Genomic DNA, 18,321 nt, shown 5'->3' on the forward strand with positions numbered 1-18,321 from the left:
TATTAGCTTAATGTCTGTTGTGGCCTAAATTTTAATCCAAAACCTTACATTTGTCAAAATAATTGACCTATGCGTGATGCCATTGTCATCATTCCAACTTACAACGAAAAAGAGAATATACAATCTATAGTAAAGGCGGTATTTGCCCTTTCAGAAGACGTGCATATTCTTGTAGTCGATGACAATTCGCCTGACGGCACGGCTTCATTGGTCCTAGATTTGCAATCGGATTTTAAAAATCGATTGCATTTATTATCCCGAAAAGAAAAAAACGGATTAGGCACTGCGTACATTGCAGGTTTTAAATGGAGTTTGGAAAAAGGTTATCAATTCATATTCGAGATGGATGCCGATTTTTCGCATAATCCTAATGATTTACTCAGACTATACGATGCCACTAATACACCAACAACAGATATTGCTGTTGGCTCTAGATATATTAAAGGTGTAAACGTCGTTAATTGGCCATTAACGCGTATTTTGTTATCGTACGGTGCCTCGTTGTATGTAAAGTTAATCACTGGTATGCGCGTACACGACCCAACAGCTGGTTTTGTATGTTATAAGCGCAAGGTTTTAGAAACTATAAATCTTGACGAAATAAAGTTTATAGGCTATGCGTTTCAGATAGAAATGAAATTTAAAGCCTTTAAAAAAGGTTTCAAGATTACTGAGATTCCGATTATCTTTACAGACCGAATTAAAGGAAAATCTAAAATGTCTAGCGGCATAATTTCTGAAGCTATTTTCGGGGTTATAAGTTTAAAGTGGAACAGTTTATTTAATAAATAATTTATGAGTGTACAGACGCTTATTAAAAATGCTAAAATTGTAAATGAAGGTGCAATTACAGATGGAGATATTTTAATTGAAGGGCATTTTATTAAACAGATAGATTCTTCAATAAGTGTAAAATCTGCAGATGTTAAAGTGATAGATGTCGAAGGTAATTATGTTTTTCCTGGAATGATTGATGATCAAGTACACTTTAGAGAACCAGGTCTTACACATAAAGCAACTATAGAAACAGAATCAAGAGCAGCAATCGCTGGTGGTATTACCTCTTTTATAGAAATGCCAAATACCAATCCGCAAACGACTACTGTCGAGAAGTTAGATGAAAAATTTGCAATAGCTGCAAAATCGTCTTATGCAAACTACTCTTTTATGTTTGGAGGTACTAACGATAACCTTGATGAAATCTTAAAAGTTGACCCAAAATCTGTTGCGGGACTAAAATTGTTTTTAGGGTCTTCTACAGGAAATATGTTGGTGGATGATCCAGAGGTTTTGGAAAAGATATTTTCTAGTACAGATATGGTTATTTCTGTACATTGCGAAGATGAAGCCACGATTAGAGAAAATTTAGCTAAGTATAAAGAACAATATGGTAATGATATTCCAATGGAATTACATCCAATAATTCGTAGCGAAGAAGCGTGTTATTTATCGTCTTCTAAGGCGATAGAATTAGCTAAAAAAACAGGAGCAAGACTCCATGTGTTTCATTTATCAACCGCTAAGGAGACCGAATTATTTACGAATAAGATTCCGCTAAAGGACAAAAAAATTACAGCAGAGGTTTGTATACATCACTTATGGTTTACGGATGAGGATTACAAAACTAAAGGAAGCCGTATTAAATGGAATCCTGCCGTTAAAACCTCGAAAGACAGAGATGGACTTTGGAAGGCATTATTAGACGGGCGTATTGATGTTATCGCAACAGACCACGCGCCACATACTAACGAAGAAAAAAACAATCCATATACAAGTGCGCCTTCTGGTGGACCTTTGGTGCAGCATGCTTTTGTAGCGTTATTAGAAGCCTACCACAAAGGTAAAATATCATTAGAGCAGATAGTGCAAAAGGCGGCACATAATCCGGCAATACTTTTTGATGTAGAGAAACGTGGTTACATTAAAGAAGGGTATTATGCAGATATTGTCATAGCCGATTTAAATAGTCCTTGGACCGTTAATAAAGCTAATATTTTATACAAATGCGGATGGTCTCCTTTCGAGGGTAATACCTTTAAAAGTAGAATTACGCATACATTTGTAAATGGTCAGTTAGCTTACAATAATTTTAAGGTATTGGATGTTAAAGCAGGACAGCGTTTGACTTTTGATAGATAATAATGAGACACCTATTTTTTATAATACTAGCAATACTATCGCTGTTAAGTTGTGAGCCCAGGCTTAAGCCAGAGAAACCAGACAACCTTATAGCTAAAGATAAAATGACAGATGTTCTTTACGATATGTTTATCGTTAGCTCGGCAAAAGGTGTAAGTAGGGTAAAGTTTGAAAAGGAAGGCTTAAATCCAGAACAGTATATTTTAAAAAAACACAATATAGATAGTTTACAATTCGCTCAGAGTAATGACTATTATGCTCACGATGTAGAGAGTTATAAATCTATGATAGAAACTATTAAATCGCGGATAACAGCCGAAAAAGAAAAGTATACTGCAATCGATAAGGCAGAACAAGAAGAAAAAAAACGGAAAAAAGACTCTCTTGTTAAATTACGCCAAGCAGAGAAAACAAAGCAGAAGTTAATCGACCCACCATCTAGGGTAAAGCCTATTGATTAGTCTCTTAAATCTTTCAAGTACAAATTAGAAACGTTTTTTATAGAGGTTTCAATGGTTATAAAATTGTAATCCAGAGCAGTTTTAACTTTGGAATTATCGTGTTTCGTTACAGAAGTTAGTGTGCTTGCTAGTTGCTTTGATAATTGTCTTCGTTTTCCAAATAACTTATGCTTCAACCAATCTAATCGCCATAAAATTGAAAGTTGCCAAGGTTTAACCAGCTTTTGCTTTTTAGAAACCCCAAGAGCTTTAGCTGCTTTCTCATTAAAATCTTTAAATAATAGATTTTCAGCAATTAAAATGTAACCTTCATTTTTTATGGCGCTTTCCATAAGCAGAATCATTATGTTTATAACATCCAAAACATCGATATAACCAGAGCCACCATGCGTGTAGAAATGCATTCCTTTGTAAATTTGGTTAAACAGACTTCCACTGCCACCACTTCGCCAAAAACCAGGTCCAAGAATAATGCCTGGATTAACAATTACGGCATCTAAACCCTCTTGAGAACCACGCCAAACTTCAAGCTCAGCACCATATTTGGTAATGGCATACACACTATTGTCCGCTTCGGGATTCCAGGGTGTCGTTTCTGTAATTAAAGTATCCGGATTATGAGTATTTCCTATAGCGGCGATAGAACTTACATAACATAATTTTTTTACAGCATTGGTCAGGCATAGATTAACTATGTTGGCTGTACCTTCAATATTTATTTTCCGGAGGGTTTTGTACTTGTCAGGCTCAAAAGTGATAAAGGCGGCACAATGGTAAACTTGTGTTATCCCTGTAAAGGCTTCTTGTAGTTTAGGAATGTCGGTAATATCTGCTTCAATCCACTCAATTTTATTAAATAGGGCTTCCCAATTTTCAGAATAATAAGAAAACACATGCTTTACTTTTTCTAGTTTATGGGCACGACGATAAATAGCTTTAACCTTTTCGCCTTTAGAAATGAGTTTGTAAAGTAAATGAGAACCAACCAAGCCAGTTCCGCCAGTAACTAGAATCATAATAACGAAGGTAGTGTTTTTTACATTTGTCTTTTGTGTTTTAAAGCGGAAACATATCTTTGCCAAACTAATTTCTGATATTAATAACCAATGGAAAAGAATTTTGTTGAAGAGTTAAAATGGAGAGGCATGTTACACGACAGTATGCCTGGTGTAGAAGAGCATTTAAGTGAAGCCATGCGAAGTGCTTATGTAGGTTTTGACCCAACAGCAGATTCTTTGCACATAGGTAATTTGGTGCCCATAATGTTATTGGCACATTACCAACGCTGCGGACATCAGCCAGTGGCTTTAGTTGGCGGTGCAACAGGTATGATTGGTGACCCATCAGGAAAATCTAGCGAACGTAATTTATTAGACGAAGCGACGCTTCGTCATAACCAAGAAGCCATAAAAGCACAGCTAGCTCATTTTTTAGATTTTGAAAGTGATGCTCCTAACGCTGCAAAATTGGTGAATAATTATGACTGGATGAAGGAATTCTCATTCCTAGAATTTATCCGTGATGTAGGTAAGCACATTACCGTAAACTACATGATGGCAAAAGATTCTGTGAAGAATAGAATCTCTGGAGAATCGTCTAGTGATGGTATGAGTTTTACCGAGTTTACCTACCAATTGGTACAAGGCTATGATTTTTTACATCTATATAGAGCAGATAATTGTACCATACAGATGGGCGGGAGTGATCAATGGGGAAATATTACCACAGGCACTGAATTAATTCGTCGTATTGGCAATGGTAAAGGATTTGCCATTACCTGCCCGTTAATTACTAAAAGTGATGGTTCTAAATTTGGTAAGTCCGAAGGCGGAAATGTATGGTTAGATGCTAAGCGCACATCACCGTATAAATTCTACCAATATTGGTTAAATTCTAGTGATGAAGATGCAGAAAAGTATATTAAAATCTTCACATTCTTAGAACAAGAAGAAATCACTTCTATTGTTGAAGCACACAAAGAAGCACCACATCTTAGAGGACTTCAAAAGCGATTGGCACAAGAGATTACAACAATGGTGCATTCTGAAGAAGATTTTAAAAATGCCGAAAAAGCGTCTAATGTTTTATTTAGTAAAACCTTTAAGACAGATATAGCAACTATAGACGAAAAAACGTTTTTAGATGTGTTTGAAGGTGTGCCTCAAGCCGAAATTTCTAAGGCAGATTTCGATGCCGGTTTAGATATGATTGCTGCTCTCGCTGCCAAAACAGATTTTTTAAGCTCTAATGGCGAAGCACGTCGCGCACTTAAAGAAAACTCCGTCTCTGTAAACAAAGAGAAAGTAAACGAAGATTACACCATTTCTTCCGAAGATTTGATTAATAGTAAGTATGTAATCCTTAACAAAGGGAAGCGAAATACCTACATCATCAAGGTAGTGTAAAACAAAAATGCTCGGAGAAGCCTCCGAGCATTTTCAACCAATCAATCAACTTTCAACTATTATTAATTTTTCTTTTTCAAAAATTAATTTTTAATAGCCTCCCAATTTTGGTCGGCTTTTTTCTGTAAACCTTTCACATTATTTTTTTGCCATTTTCTTAAAGTGTTTATTCCCCATGAATTGTAGAACAAATACAGCTTACCGTCTCTAATTTCAAAGGTTTCTGGGTCAACACCTACTTTTTAGAATCTACAGCTACGGCATAAGCGCAATAGCCACCATATTGTGGAATATAGTTTTCAGGAGCTTTTAAAAATGCATCTAAATTTTCTTGTGAAGCAAACTTATACTTTACATTGTCGTACGTAGTTGTAAAATTTTTATCACCTTCAATGGCTTTATTGTTAAAATATTCAACCACATCATAACCTTCTGCCACATAGCCTTTTTTTAGATTGTAATCTATAGATTGCGCGTTTATGCAGGTAATACTAATTAAGAAAATTAAAAGTGTGAGTCTCATAGTGTCTTTAGTTTATAGATACTATGTCGAGAAAAATAAACGAGTCTTACAAAACCATAAGATTACAACCACGAATATCCGAGTTATCAAAACGCCCAATAACTTCGAAGGTGTTATTTTTATAAACTTTACCTAAGTCTTGTGTAGCAATAAATGAGCAGGAATTGATATTAGCCAAATCTATTATATTTAATCCGCCAGATTTTCCTTTAGATTGAATGGTGAGTGCATCTTCAGTATCGCGCGTTAAAACTTTCATCCAAGGCGGACATTCAAAAATCCCATTTCCTTTTGAGTACCCTTGGCTTAATAATTCGGTCATGCCGTACTCGCTATGAATATGATTAACTCCAAAACCTCTTTTTAAGATAGCATGTAACTCTGTGCGAATCATTTCTTTTCTTCGACCCTTCATGCCTCCAGTTTCCATAACTATGGTGTGTTTTAGATTGAAGTCAAAGTTTTCAGCCAAATCTAATAAAGCAAATGAAACCCCAATAAGCAAAACCTTTTGTTTTCGTTCTTCAAGTTGAAGAAGCGTTTTAGCTAATTCATCTAAATTATTTAAATAGAAACCACTTTCAGGCTGTTTAGAGTTTTTAATTAAATCTTCTGCCATATATATTAAAGAAGACCCGTCACGTTCTAAATAAGAAGGCAACAAAGCCAACACAACATAATCTTCTATGTCGCCGTAGAAATGAGCAAAACCTTTTCCAAAACTCTTTTCATAAATATTTAAGTCGGTAACATAATGATTACTTGTTGTACTGCCTATTGTACCAGAACTTGTAAAGGTTTTTTCGATAGGATTTCTTGAGCTTAAAACCTCATGTGATTTAAAAAACTGAATGGGTAAAAACGGGATATCTTCAATGGCTTTTATGTCGGACGGATGTATAAATAACAAATCGCAAAATGAACGATAGACCGAATTATGTTCAAACTGAAATCTAAAGACCTCTAAGGCTAAATCCTTAAATTCTTTTTCAGAAGTTATATTGAAAATTCTGTCCGTTTCTATCATGTTGTAAAATTAAGCAAAACAAAAAGCGCTACCAATGGGTAGCGCTTTTTAGACTTAAAAAATCTTTATGCTTATCTAATCACTAATTTCTTAGTGCTTGTTGCACCATCTTGAGTGATTCTTAATAAATAGATTCCTGACTTTAAGTTAGAAACGTTTAATCTATTATTAGAAATTGTTTCAGACTTAACTTGCTTGCCTAAAACATCAAATACAGCAACTGCTATTGGAGAGGCATTTACAGAAGAAATGTTAACCTCACCAGTATTTGTTGGGTTAGGGAAGATTGAGAACTCATTTCTATCAAAGTTATCAGTAGATAAAGCAATATCTGACAATGCTCTTGATGTCACCTGCGGTGTACCATTAAATTCTCCAACAAAAGTATTAATTGAAATCGCACCCTGCGGAATTACTTGACCAATGTAATCAGCTTCGCTAAAATTAGTTCTAAAAGTAGAAGCGGCTAAAAGTCTAGCTGAAGGGTCAGCAATATCATAACTTGTTGAAGCAGCAAATGTTGCTGTACCATCAGCAGCCGCAAATGTCACATCATTTATTCTTACTAATTCTGATTCATAATCTTCTTGATTTGCTATAATTTGCGCAAGGGTTACAACCTCTGGAGTAATAGTATTACTGCCTGCTACTGCTGCATCTTGAGTAGGATTAAATTGCATTATGCCATTAAATTCTGATACTTGCCCTACTAATCCACTCATGGTAGAACCAATACTAAAAGTTGTGGTGATAATACCTGGAGCATCGTCAATTAATATAGCCGCTGATGCATCTTGGATGTATTTTTGGTTTCTGGACGTTCTAGTGTAAGTAACAGTAGGCGTACTTTGAACGCTGTAAAAGGCACCTGGCCCGTTTGCATTATAATCTGCTCTCACGGCAGCTAAATCCGCAACAGTAGTTAAAACACCAACACTGAAGCTTGTCGTATCAGAATCAAGAAGGGCATTACCAGCGTCTCTTAATTCTACAGTGACATCATAACTTGTACCATCCATGGTAGCTACTGAGAATGGCGTAGCTGTAGGTGCTACACTATTAGGTGCTCCCATGTTTACAATAACATTTACAAACTCATTGCCTGTTAAGTTTGTCGTTGTCCATGTTACATCTACGTTAGTCGTGCCCGGATTAAAAACTGTTCCAGAAGATGGGTCAAAAATGGATATCGTAGGAATATTTGTAGAAGAAAAAGTTTGACCAGGATTAATTAAATCTGGAGAAGCAGTAGAAGGAGCTGACCATGAAAATTCTTCATAGGTGTCACCAGTACCAGTTAGCTGTAAAGATTCTCCAATCGGAGAACCTGGTTCAGAAACTCCAATATCTGTTGATAGAACACCATCAGCAACTCCACCAACACCAGTAAAAGATCCCTCGTAACTTAAAAATTGTATCAATGCACCACCATTATCCAATGCTATACCGTCTGGCCCACCATTTTGGATTCCAGAGATAGGAAACCAAACTGCACCATACCCAGAACTTCCTTCGTTAGGAATTAGACCTGATAACGCAACAGAGTTATATGAAGCACCTCCATTACCATTATACAAAGTGATAGTGTAGTTTGTTAAATCTGTACCTGCAGGACCAGCAATTTCAACACCTTCATTTACATCACTACCAGAGTTGTCATAGTGAATTTCATTTATAAAAACCGTCGTCTGCCCAAAAGAAGCAATAGAGATTAATAAAGTAAAAAGTAAAAAGTAAAGTTTTTTCATAATTGATTAATTATAGTTATAAGAATGTCAAATATAAAAAGAATATTTGCTTTAAGTTAATGGTAACGAGCATTTAACGCCTTATTTTACAATTATTTAAAGTGTGTCTTTTTTAGATTCGATAAAGTGTAATAATCTTCGATAAATGTTAGGGAATTGTTACCAATTGGTAATCATTAATTTTTTTTAAGCAGTTATAATTATATTTACCAAGAGTTATAATTCTACGTCATTTTGAAAAAAAGAGATATTAAAATTTTATTAGTAGACGACGAAGCCGATATTCTAGAGATTGTGGGTTACAATTTGTCATCAGAAGGCTACCAGGTAAAAACGGCACATAATGGCAAAGAAGCCATCGAAAAAGCCAAAAAGCATAAACCACACCTCATTATCTTAGATGTTATGATGCCCGAAATGGATGGTATAGAGGCTTGTGAAAAACTAAGAGAAATACCAGAATTAAGCAATACCATAATCACGTTTTTAACAGCAAGGGGCGAGGATTACTCTCAGGTTGCGGGATTCGATGCTGGAGCCGATGATTACATAACAAAACCAATAAAACCAAAAGTTTTGGTAAGTAAGGTTAAAGCACTTCTTAGACGACTTAGAGAGGACGAAACACCTTCTGATTCTGTGACCAAAGTAGGGGATTTAATTATCAATAGAGAGGAATATAAAATTAGTCACAAAGGCAAAGAAATTATTTTACCAAGAAAAGAATTTGAGTTATTATCGCTATTAACTACAAAACCTGGAAAAGTATTTAAGCGCGAAGAAATACTAGACAAAGTTTGGGGTAACGAGGTGGTAGTTGGTGGTAGAACAATAGACGTGCATATAAGAAAGCTACGTGAAAAAATTGGCGATAAATCGTTTAAAACCGTTAAAGGCGTTGGTTACAAATTTGTAGACTAATGCAAAAGAATTTAAAAAAATCCTACCGATTTGCTATAAAAACTGCGGCTTATGTTACCATAGTAGCCTCCGTTTTTATGGCGTTGTTTCTTTATGTATTTCATGAGTTAGACTGGGAGTTTTTAATATTCCCTTTTGCCTGTTATGCCGTTTGTTTTGTTGTAATTCAATACCGTGTAGAAAACTTTATCTACAGAAGAGTGAAAAAAATCTATGATGACCTTACCTTATTAGAATCGACAGATTTAAGACAGCAACCCATAACTACGGACATGAAAACCCTTACAGAAGAAATTGATAAATATGCCAGAGATAAAAAAATAGAAATCGAAACATTAAAGGTTAGAGAAGAGTATCGTAAAGAGTTTTTGGGTAACGTGTCTCATGAGCTTAAAACACCTTTATTTACAGTTCAGGGCTATATAGAAACACTACTTGATGGTGCAATGAATGATAAGAATATCAGAGAAAAATACTTGTTACGCGCAAGCAAAGGTGTTGAGCGACTTACCTATATTTTAAAGGATTTAGATATGATTACCAAGTTAGAAGTTGGTGATTTAAGTCTTAACTACGAGATTTTTGATATTGTAGAATTGGTGCAAAATGTTTTCGATTTGTTCGAGATGAAAGCTGCTAAGAAAAAAATCACCCTAACTTTCGATACGGATTATAGCAATCCGATTTTGGTCTTTGCCGATAGAGAGCGCATACAACAGATACTTAGCAATCTTATAGTAAATTCTATTAAATACGGCTTGCAGCAAGGTACTACCGAGGTAAGTATTCAGAATTTAATTAAAAATAAGGTAATTGTCCGGGTAACCGATAATGGCGAAGGCATTGCAAAGGAACACTTAAGTCGATTATTTGAGCGTTTTTACCGTGTCGATAAAAGTGGCTCGCGTAAAGAAGGTGGTTCTGGTCTTGGACTTTCTATAGTAAAACATATTATCGAAGCTCATAACGAAAGAATTTATGTAGAGAGTGAGCCTGGTGTAGGTAGCGAGTTTTCGTTTACACTAGAAAAGGCTAAATAAACGTTTAAAATCTGTATGCTGCTCTATGTTTGAAAAACCAGAGTAATTAGCTTCCCATTTTAAATCTGAGAGCGAAAAACTATCTTGACTAAACGCTGGGGCTATTTTTTTATCAGACAACATTTTTGCCAAGTACAATTGTTCATACTGTCCAGGTGTAGGAATAAAAACAACCTTTTTTTGGAGTTTGGCTAAATCCATAATAGTAGTATATCCAGAACGAGATACTAAGAGTTTACTAGAGTTAATGGTGTTTTGTAGTTCATCAGTCGTCATAAAGTTATACAAAACTATTTCGCCTATTTTGGTAATTTTTTGTTGGTCTTCAACAATGCCACGAACTAGGGTTATCTGTTTGTTACCTTTTTTAAATAGGTTTATTAGCTTTTCTTCAAATTGAGTACGCTGAGGTTCTGGGCCAGATAATACTGCTAAAATATCAATAGTTTCAGGTCTTTTTTCTTTTTTAAATCGACTTAAAGCGCCAATATATTTTATGCTAAAGGTTGGTTTTTTGATATGACCGAGAATTCCACTTAGATTAGCGTCACCCCCAAAATCTGGAACCCAACACTCATCAAATTTTTTAATAATATCTTGATGCCACTTGCTACTAAGCCAAGTTGTTTTACCACTTAAAACTTTAAGCTGATGAGTAATATAAATAGAAGGGACAGATGGATGCCGCACGCCAAATCTATTGTCCGAAATAATTCCGTCAATATGTTCAGTTTCAACAAGGGTTTTAATAATAGCATTTTCGCGTTTTATAGTTTTTAAAATATGAGGAGAAGACGTCAGTACTTTCCACTTAAAACTATTACCCTTTTTGGGATACGAAATATTATACGATGGTAATTCAAATGATTTCAGTTTAGGAAACTCCTTTCTCAATAATTCTAAAGCACCACCGTCTGAGGCGATTACGGGCTCAAATCCATGTGTGATTAAAGCATTAATTATCGGAATACATCGCGTTGCATGACCCAGACCCCAGTATAATGGGGCAATTAAAATTCGTTTATGGTCATGAACTCGTTTCAATTTAAAGAAAGTGTATTCAACAAAGATAAAGCTAAAATGTTTCCTTAATTTTGCCGAAATATTAAATAATTGTGGGAAGTAAAAACAAACTAAAACGCTTTAAAGAAAACGAAACATTTGCAAATGTATTTCAGCCTAAAAGAGACGAATTGATTGATGGCAATTTTAAACTTAAAGGGAAGTGGAATTCAACTGTTTTTAAAAACGATAATCCAATTGTTTTAGAATTAGGTTGTGGTAAAGGCGAGTACACCGTTGGTTTAGCAAAGCGCTACCCAAATAAAAATTTTATCGGTATAGATATAAAAGGCGCACGCTTTTGGAGAGGAGCAAAAACAGCTTTAGAGAACGAAATATCTAATGCAAAATTTGTTAGAACCCAGATAGAATTAATTGAATATGTTTTTGCAGAAAATGAAGTTTCAGAGATATGGATTACCTTTCCAGACCCACAAATAAAATACAAGCGTACCAAGCATAGAATGACCAATGTAAAGTTTTTAGAACGCTACAAAAAGGTCCTAAAACCAAATGGAATAATGCACCTAAAAACCGACAGCGAGTTTATGCACGGTTACACCTTAGGTCTGCTTCATGGAGCTGGTCACGAAGTGTTATATGCTAATCATAATGTTTACAAGCTTGAAGGTAGTCCAGAGGAAGTTACTGAGATACAGACGTTTTACGAAAATCAATATTTAGAGAAAGACAAAGCAATTACGTATATTAGATTTCTAATTAACTAAATCTTGAGTATTACAATCGTCTTTTTTCTTGGGCTTTTTGTGGCCTTGATTGGCGTAATTCCGCCAGGTTTGCTAAATATGACGGCAGCAAAAATTAGTCTTAAAGAAGGTGCAGGAAGAGGTGTAATGTTTTCTACAGGTGTCTGTTTAGTCGTTTTTATCCAAACGTATATAGCTGCAATTTTTTCAAGATATCTTAGCAATCGACCAGATGTAGTAGAAATTCTTCAAAGGGTAGCTTTTGTTATTTTTGTTTTAATTACTATTTACTTTCTGGTTTTAGCTTCTAAACAAAAAGAACAGAGCAAGGTGGTAGAAGAAGATGACATCCGAAGTAAAAAAAGTCGTTTTTTCTACGGTATGTTTATGTCGGCGCTAAATGTGTTTCCAATTCCATATCAGGCATACATGACAATTACTTTGGCATCTTTTGGTGTCATGGATTTTGAACGTGTTAGCATTATTACCTACGTTACGGGAGCAGCAATGGGGACTTTTGTGATGCTCTATGTCTATATTTTCTTTTTTGATAAAATAAAAGACAAAGCATTTACCTCTCAGAAGAACATGAATTACATTATTGGTAGTGTAACAGGTTTAGTGGCCTTAATTACCTTTATAAATATTCTTAGAGAAATTTAAGATGAAACCCGAAACTAAAAGTTTTTTCGAGCGTGTTTACGAAGTTGCAAAGCTGATTCCGTATGGCCGGGCAACAAGCTATGGCGCTATTGCAAAATACTTAGGCGCTACAAGAAGTGCACGCATCGTAGGTTACGCTATGAATGGCTCTTTTGGTAAAGATGTCCCGGCACATCGTGTAGTAAATAGAAAAGGCTTGCTCACAGGAAAACATCATTTCGAAGGCACAAACCTTATGCAACAACTTTTAGAAAATGAAGGTATTAAAGTAGTCGATAATCAAATCCAGAATTTCGAAGCCATTTTTTGGGACCCTTCAAAAGAGATAGGTTAGCATATTTACAAACTGTATTCACTCATTGTTCTTTTCAATTTTCTTAACGAAAAATATAAACTTTTAGCAGTATCTTTGCATTTAGAAATAATCTAAATAAAGATATGTCAGGTTGAGCGCAGTCGAAACCTTTTGACAGATTTTAAAGTATGAAATTAAACAAACAAGATATACTCAATGCGCTAAAAACCATTACGGTTCCTGGTGAAGGACAGAATATGGTAGATAGTGGAGCAGTAACAAATGTAGTCACATTTGCAGACGAAGTTATTGTAGACATAACAATTAAAAACCCTAGCCTACAAGCTCGTAAAAAGACCGAAGTCGAAATCTTACAAACGATTCACCGCGAGGTTTACGAAAAAGCAAAGATTAAGGTTAATATAAAAGTAGAAGCACCTACTACACCACAACCAAAAAACGAAATAAAAGGAAACCCAATTCCTGGTATTACAAACATTGTTGCTGTTGCTTCTGGTAAAGGTGGTGTAGGTAAGTCAACGGTAACTGCAAACTTAGCAGTGACTTTAGCTAAAATGGGATTTAAAGTTGGTGTCCTAGATGCAGATATCTACGGACCTTCTATTCCCATTATGTTCGATGTTGCTAATGATCGCCCACTTTCAGTAAATGTAGATGGAAAATCAAAAATGAAACCTGTAGAAAATTATGGCGTAAAAGTCCTATCAATAGGTTTCTTTACAAAGCCAGACCAAGCCGTAATCTGGCGCGGACCAATGGCAAGTAAAGCTTTAAATCAAATGATTTTTGATGCAGCTTGGGGTGACTTAGATTTTCTATTATTGGATTTACCACCAGGAACTGGTGACATTCACTTAAGTATTATGCAAGCCTTACCAATTACTGGTGCAGTTGTTGTAAGTACACCACAAAATGTGGCATTGGCAGATGCTAAAAAAGGCGTGGCTATGTTTCAGCAAGACAGTATCAATGTTCCAGTTTTAGGAATAGTTGAAAACATGGCGTATTTTACTCCTGAAGAGTTGCCAACGAATAAGTATTATATTTTTGGACAAGAAGGCGCAAAGCATTTAGCTGAAGATTTAGAAGTACCGTTTTTAGGAGAAGTGCCAATTGTACAAAGTATTAGAGAAGCTGGTGATGTTGGTCGTCCGGCAGCGTTGCAAACAGCAACTCCAATAGAGGAAGCTTTTGAAGCGATTACCAAAAATGTGGTAGAGCAAGTTGTTTTTAGAAACGAGAATTTACCAGAAACAGAAGCAATAAAGATTACAACAATGGCAGGATGTTCTGCTGTAAAAAAGAAATAAATGAGTTCAGAAGAATTAAAGTTAAATGTTGAGAAGGCGCTAGACGAAATTCGTCCGTTCCTTCAGAGTGATGGAGGTGATATTTCTTTACTATCAATTGAAGACGATAAATTAGTAAAAGTACAACTTCAAGGCGCTTGTATTTCATGTAGTGTCAATCAAATGACACTAAAGTCTGGTGTAGAAATGACAATTAAAAAGTATGCGCCTCAAATAGAAAAAGTGATTAATGTGGAATAGTAAAGTGACTTTTGTCACTTTCTATTATGAAGCATTAACTTAGTTTTGTCAATCAAAGCTTAATATTGACCTGCAAGGTTTCTGAAACCCTGTAGGTCTTTCAAAAATAAATAACAGAGAAGGTTGGAACATCAAGATTCCTGCCTTCGCAGGAATAAAATGATTACAACAGATATAATTATTATCGGTGCTGGCCCAACTGGGCTTTTTGCCGTTTTTGAAGCGGGTTTATTAAAATTAAAATGTCATTTAATTGACGCATTACCGCAACCAGGCGGACAATGTTCTGAGATATATCCAAAGAAACCTATTTACGATATTCCTGCTTATCCCGAAATTCTTGCTGGAGATTTAACGGACAAGCTCATGGAGCAGTGTAAGCAGTTTGAGCCAGGATTTACTTTAGGAGAGCGTGCCGAAACTATCGATAAGCAAGAAGATGGGAGCTTTATTGTAACGACTAATAAAGGAACCCAGCACAAAGCGCCAGTCGTTGCCATTGCCAGTGGTTTGGGAAGTTTTGAGCCTCGTAAGCCATTGTTAGATAATATTGCAGATTACGAAGACAAAGGTGTAGAGTACATGATTAAAGAGCCAGAGCTATACCGTGGAAAAGACGTCGTTATTGCTGGAGGAGGTGATTCTGCGTTAGATTGGAGTATCTTTTTGGCCGATGTAGCAAAAAGTGTTACTCTCGTTCACCGTCGTAATGAATTTAGAGGTCATTTAGACTCTGTAGATAAAGTACAAGAATTAAAAAATGCAGGTAAAATAAATTTGATTACACCTGCTGAGATTACTGCTATTCTTGGTGGCGGAAAAGTTGAAAGTGTTGAGATTACCAAAAAAGATGAAGCGCCTTTTAATCTTAAAGCTGACCATTTTATTCCATTATTTGGTTTGTCTCCAAAGCTAGGTCCAATAGCTAATTGGGGATTAGAGATTGAAAAAAATGCCATCAAAGTAAATAATGCATTAGATTACCAAACTAATATTCCTGGAATTTTTGCCATTGGAGATGGAAACATCTACCCCGGAAAATTAAAGTTGATTCTTTGTGGTTTTCATGAGGCTACATTAATGTGTCAGGCAGCTTATAAAATCATAAATCCAGGAAAGCGCTATGTTCTAAAATATACCACAGTGAGCGGTGTAGATGGTTTTGATGGTACTCGAAAAGAAGCTCCAAAGGCTGTTGTAAAAACCATTGATTAATGGAAAATAATGATGTAAACATAACAATTATCGACCGTGATGGTGTAACCCATCAAATTGAAGCACCAACGGATATGGCTATGAACCTAATGGAAGTTGTGCGTTCATATGAGTTAGCTCCAGAAGGCACTATTGGTGTATGTGGTGGTATGGCGATGTGTGCATCTTGTCAGTGTTATGTAAAATCAAATCATGAACTCCCAGAAATGCAAGACGATGAAGAAGCCATGCTTTCTGAAGCATTCTATGTAAAAGATAATAGTCGTTTGGGTTGCCAAATCCATATTACGCCAGAGCTTGAAGGTTTAGAAGTGGAGTTGGCTCCAGAGAGTTAATTATTAAGTTCTGTAATCAATTAATTTCGTTGGGCCTTCTAATAGTATTCTTACAATTTTTAGAGTGCCATCATCGGCTGTAGCAATTTGCCATTTTATCAAGGAAATTTCACCATTTTCAATCTCAAGGCCAGTTATACTTCTTGGGTGTACGCAACTCCCGTCATTAAAAAAGGCAATGTCACCAGGCTCAGGGAAGCGCGGTCTGTGCGTATGTCCAGCTATGGTAATTAGGTTGTCATTTTCTGTAATCCACTTTTTGGTTCTACGTTCTACTTTAATGAGTTCTTTGTAATTTTTCGCTGGACTAGTAGGATCAGCAATACCCATAACGTTTAAAGGTTTCCATAGAATACGTACCATAAAACGGCTTACTTTCCAAAACAAATAATTCCACCAATCAGCCTGATGGCCGTGACATAGAAATAATTCTTGCTTAGTTTCAGAATGTTCTAAGACGATACCTTCATGATACTTAATATCACAGAATAAATCTTTGTCTTCTCCTGTTTTTGGGTCGAAATAGGTGTTGAGGTATTTTTTTACATAATTAGCATCGCGATAAACCATATCGTGATTGCCCCAAATCATATGTAGTCTGCCCTCATCATGAAACTGCTTCATAAGCATGTACACATTCTTGTGTGCATAGAGCAAAGAACTAAAGGATAGATTTTCCCAAAGCTCGTCACCATCGCCTAATTCAGCATAATTAAAACCTTCATTATAATAATGCTTTAACGCATGAAAGTAAATGTTTCTATTATTGGCAAAATCGTCAGCAAAACTATTATCACCACGATGACAATCGCTAAACAGAATAAATTTACTCGAATCGTCAAACGGAATCCGAGTAGCATTTTTGTAAGCGTTATCTAATCTCTTTTTTGCAGAAAACATAGAGTAAATGTAAATAAAAAATGCTTCCCGTGATTAAGGAAGCATTTGTATTATAAGTTAAGATTGTTTGCTAAACGTCACTTAGCGACTTATTTAAAAGCATTAAACCCAGTAATGTCTAGACCAGTAATTAATAAATGAATGTCATGTGTGCCTTCGTAAGTAATCACGCTTTCTAAATTCATCATGTGGCGCATAATAGGATATTCTCCTGTAATACCCATACCGCCTAACATTTGTCGAGCCTCACGAGCTATTTTAATAGCCATATCTACGTTATTGCGTTTCGCCATAGAAATCTGAGCTGATGTTGCTCTGTCTTCGTTTTTCAATTGACCCAAACGGAAAGCTAATAATTGTGCTTTGGTAATTTCTGTAATCATCTCAGCCAATTTCTTCTGTTGAAGCTGAAATGCGCCGATTGGCTTACCAAACTGTATGCGTTCTTTAGAATATCTCAACGCTGTGTCATAACAATCCATAGCGGCACCAATGGCACCCCAAGCAATACCATAACGTGCAGAATCTAAGCAACCAAGTGGTGCTCCTAAACCAGATTTGTTAGGTAATAAATTTTCTTTTGGAACTTTTACATCTTGAAAAATCAACTCTCCAGTAGCTGATGCTCTTAAGGACCATTTGTTATGCGTTTCTGGTGTGGAGAAACCTTCCATACCACGCTCTACAATGAGTCCATGAATGCGTCCTTCTTCATTTTTTGCCCAAACCACCGCAACATTACAAAATGGCGAATTACTAATCCAAAGTTTAGCACCATTAAGTAGATAATGGTCTCCCATATCTTTAAAGTTTGTGGTCATGCCACCAGGATTACTTCCATGGTCTGGCTCCGTTAACCCAAAACTTCCCATCCATTCGCCACTGGCTAGTTTTGGTAAATATTTTTGGCGTTGTTCTTCAGTACCGTATTTCCAAATAGGATACATGACCAAGGATGATTGTACCGATGCTGTACTTCTTACGCCAGAATCGCCACGCTCTATCTCTTGCATGATTAAACCGTACGATATTTGGTCTAAACCTGCACCGCCATATTCTTCTGGAATGTAAGGGCCAAAAGCACCAATTTCTGCTAATCCGCCAATGATAGATTTAGGGAATTCTGCTTTTTGCGCAGCGTCTTCTATTATAGGTGAAACGTCACGTTTTACCCAATCACGAGCTGCGTCACGTACTAATTTGTGTTCTTCTGAAAGTAAATCGTCAATATTATAATAATCTGGAGCTTCGAATAAATCAGGTTTCATCGGTATCTCATTTTTAATGAAACAAAAGTAACGAAAACGTT

At 35.9% G+C, this 18,321-nt stretch carries 20 protein-coding genes; 13 read left to right on the forward strand and 7 right to left on the reverse strand.

Features of this window, described 5'->3' with window-relative positions:
• Positions 1-69 precede the first annotated feature (69 nt).
• Genes DFQ05_RS11540 through DFQ05_RS11550 form a run of 3 tightly spaced genes read left to right on the forward strand, consistent with a single transcriptional unit; the run spans position 70 to position 2,600 of the window.
• Complete coding sequence (locus tag DFQ05_RS11540; protein ID WP_132705565.1) at positions 70-792, forward strand: polyprenol monophosphomannose synthase; 723 nt, start codon at positions 70-72, stop codon at positions 790-792.
• A gap of 3 nt (positions 793-795) precedes the next feature.
• Complete coding sequence (locus DFQ05_RS11545) at positions 796-2,139, forward strand: dihydroorotase (RefSeq protein WP_132705566.1); 1,344 nt, start codon at positions 796-798, stop codon at positions 2,137-2,139.
• 2 nt (positions 2,140-2,141) lie between these two features.
• Positions 2,142-2,600 carry a DUF4296 domain-containing protein gene (locus DFQ05_RS11550; RefSeq protein ID WP_132705567.1) on the forward strand — a complete coding sequence of 153 codons (459 nt, stop codon included), beginning with the start codon at positions 2,142-2,144 and terminating at the stop codon, positions 2,598-2,600.
• Here the strand turns inward: DFQ05_RS11550 and DFQ05_RS11555 are convergent.
• Positions 2,597-3,616: an NAD-dependent epimerase/dehydratase family protein gene (locus DFQ05_RS11555; protein ID WP_132705568.1), complete on the reverse strand. Its 1,020-nt coding sequence runs from the start codon at positions 3,614-3,616 to the stop codon at positions 2,597-2,599. The genes DFQ05_RS11550 and DFQ05_RS11555 overlap by 4 nt on opposite strands.
• A 90-nt stretch (positions 3,617-3,706) precedes the next feature.
• On the opposite strand from DFQ05_RS11555, the gene tyrS reads away from it, so the two are divergent.
• Complete coding sequence (gene tyrS, locus DFQ05_RS11560) at positions 3,707-5,005, forward strand: tyrosine--tRNA ligase (RefSeq protein WP_132705569.1); 1,299 nt, start codon at positions 3,707-3,709, stop codon at positions 5,003-5,005.
• 235 nt (positions 5,006-5,240) lie between these two features.
• Here tyrS and DFQ05_RS11565 read toward each other — a convergent pair whose 3' ends face one another.
• The 3 genes from DFQ05_RS11565 to DFQ05_RS11575 form a co-directional block, all read right to left on the reverse strand.
• A complete protein-coding gene (locus DFQ05_RS11565) occupies positions 5,241-5,528 on the reverse strand; it encodes a YHS domain-containing (seleno)protein (protein ID WP_338419715.1) in 288 nt (95 codons plus the stop codon).
• Positions 5,529-5,574: 46 nt separating this feature from the next.
• Complete coding sequence (locus tag DFQ05_RS11570; RefSeq protein ID WP_132705570.1) at positions 5,575-6,555, reverse strand: LuxE/PaaK family acyltransferase; 981 nt, start codon at positions 6,553-6,555, stop codon at positions 5,575-5,577.
• Between the two features lie 71 nt (positions 6,556-6,626).
• Positions 6,627-8,303, reverse strand: a complete 1,677-nt coding sequence (locus tag DFQ05_RS11575) for a T9SS type A sorting domain-containing protein (RefSeq protein ID WP_132705571.1) — start codon at positions 8,301-8,303, stop codon at positions 6,627-6,629.
• A gap of 234 nt (positions 8,304-8,537) precedes the next feature.
• On the opposite strand from DFQ05_RS11575, the gene DFQ05_RS11580 reads away from it, so the two are divergent.
• Positions 8,538-9,224, forward strand: coding sequence for a response regulator transcription factor (locus tag DFQ05_RS11580; protein ID WP_132705572.1), 687 nt, complete (start codon positions 8,538-8,540; stop codon positions 9,222-9,224).
• On the forward strand, positions 9,224-10,264 hold the full coding sequence (locus DFQ05_RS11585; RefSeq protein WP_132705573.1) for a sensor histidine kinase: 1,041 nt from the start codon (positions 9,224-9,226) through the stop codon (positions 10,262-10,264). The genes DFQ05_RS11580 and DFQ05_RS11585 overlap by 1 nt, the downstream gene beginning before the upstream one ends.
• Here the strand turns inward: DFQ05_RS11585 and DFQ05_RS11590 are convergent.
• Positions 10,247-11,308, reverse strand: coding sequence for a glycosyltransferase (locus DFQ05_RS11590; protein WP_132705574.1), 1,062 nt, complete (start codon positions 11,306-11,308; stop codon positions 10,247-10,249). The two genes, DFQ05_RS11585 and DFQ05_RS11590, sit on opposite strands and share 18 nt — an antisense overlap.
• Before the next feature lie 71 nt (positions 11,309-11,379).
• Here DFQ05_RS11590 and trmB point away from each other — a divergent pair, with 71 nt between their 5' ends.
• From trmB to DFQ05_RS11625, 7 genes are all read left to right on the forward strand, one after another.
• On the forward strand, positions 11,380-12,054 hold the full coding sequence (trmB, locus tag DFQ05_RS11595) for a tRNA (guanosine(46)-N7)-methyltransferase TrmB (protein WP_132705575.1): 675 nt from the start codon (positions 11,380-11,382) through the stop codon (positions 12,052-12,054).
• A gap of 3 nt (positions 12,055-12,057) precedes the next feature.
• Positions 12,058-12,696: a LysE family transporter gene (locus DFQ05_RS11600; RefSeq protein ID WP_132705576.1), complete on the forward strand. Its 639-nt coding sequence runs from the start codon at positions 12,058-12,060 to the stop codon at positions 12,694-12,696.
• Between the two features lies 1 nt (position 12,697).
• Positions 12,698-13,030, forward strand: coding sequence for an MGMT family protein (locus tag DFQ05_RS11605; protein WP_132705577.1), 333 nt, complete (start codon positions 12,698-12,700; stop codon positions 13,028-13,030).
• A 149-nt stretch (positions 13,031-13,179) separates the two neighbouring features.
• Positions 13,180-14,322, forward strand: a complete 1,143-nt coding sequence (locus tag DFQ05_RS11610; RefSeq protein WP_132705578.1) for an Mrp/NBP35 family ATP-binding protein — start codon at positions 13,180-13,182, stop codon at positions 14,320-14,322.
• Positions 14,323-14,562, forward strand: coding sequence for a NifU family protein (locus tag DFQ05_RS11615; protein WP_132705579.1), 240 nt, complete (start codon positions 14,323-14,325; stop codon positions 14,560-14,562).
• A 159-nt stretch (positions 14,563-14,721) separates the two neighbouring features.
• Positions 14,722-15,777 carry an NAD(P)/FAD-dependent oxidoreductase gene (locus DFQ05_RS11620; protein ID WP_132705580.1) on the forward strand — a complete coding sequence of 352 codons (1,056 nt, stop codon included), beginning with the start codon at positions 14,722-14,724 and terminating at the stop codon, positions 15,775-15,777.
• Positions 15,777-16,112, forward strand: coding sequence for a 2Fe-2S iron-sulfur cluster-binding family protein (locus DFQ05_RS11625; RefSeq protein WP_132705581.1), 336 nt, complete (start codon positions 15,777-15,779; stop codon positions 16,110-16,112). Before DFQ05_RS11620 ends, DFQ05_RS11625 begins: the two co-directional genes overlap by 1 nt.
• Before the next feature lie 3 nt (positions 16,113-16,115).
• Here DFQ05_RS11625 and DFQ05_RS11630 read toward each other — a convergent pair whose 3' ends face one another.
• Together DFQ05_RS11630 and DFQ05_RS11635 are read right to left on the reverse strand one after the other, a co-directional pair.
• Positions 16,116-17,012 carry a metallophosphoesterase gene (locus DFQ05_RS11630; protein WP_132705582.1) on the reverse strand — a complete coding sequence of 299 codons (897 nt, stop codon included), beginning with the start codon at positions 17,010-17,012 and terminating at the stop codon, positions 16,116-16,118.
• A gap of 89 nt (positions 17,013-17,101) precedes the next feature.
• Positions 17,102-18,280 (reverse strand): acyl-CoA dehydrogenase family protein, encoded by a 1,179-nt coding sequence (locus DFQ05_RS11635; protein WP_132705583.1) that lies wholly within the window; start codon positions 18,278-18,280, stop codon positions 17,102-17,104.
• Positions 18,281-18,321: the final 41 nt, after the last annotated feature.

Origin of the sequence: Winogradskyella wandonensis, from assembly GCF_004346845.1 — a bacterium.
GTDB classification, from domain to species: domain Bacteria; phylum Bacteroidota; class Bacteroidia; order Flavobacteriales; family Flavobacteriaceae; genus Winogradskyella; species Winogradskyella wandonensis.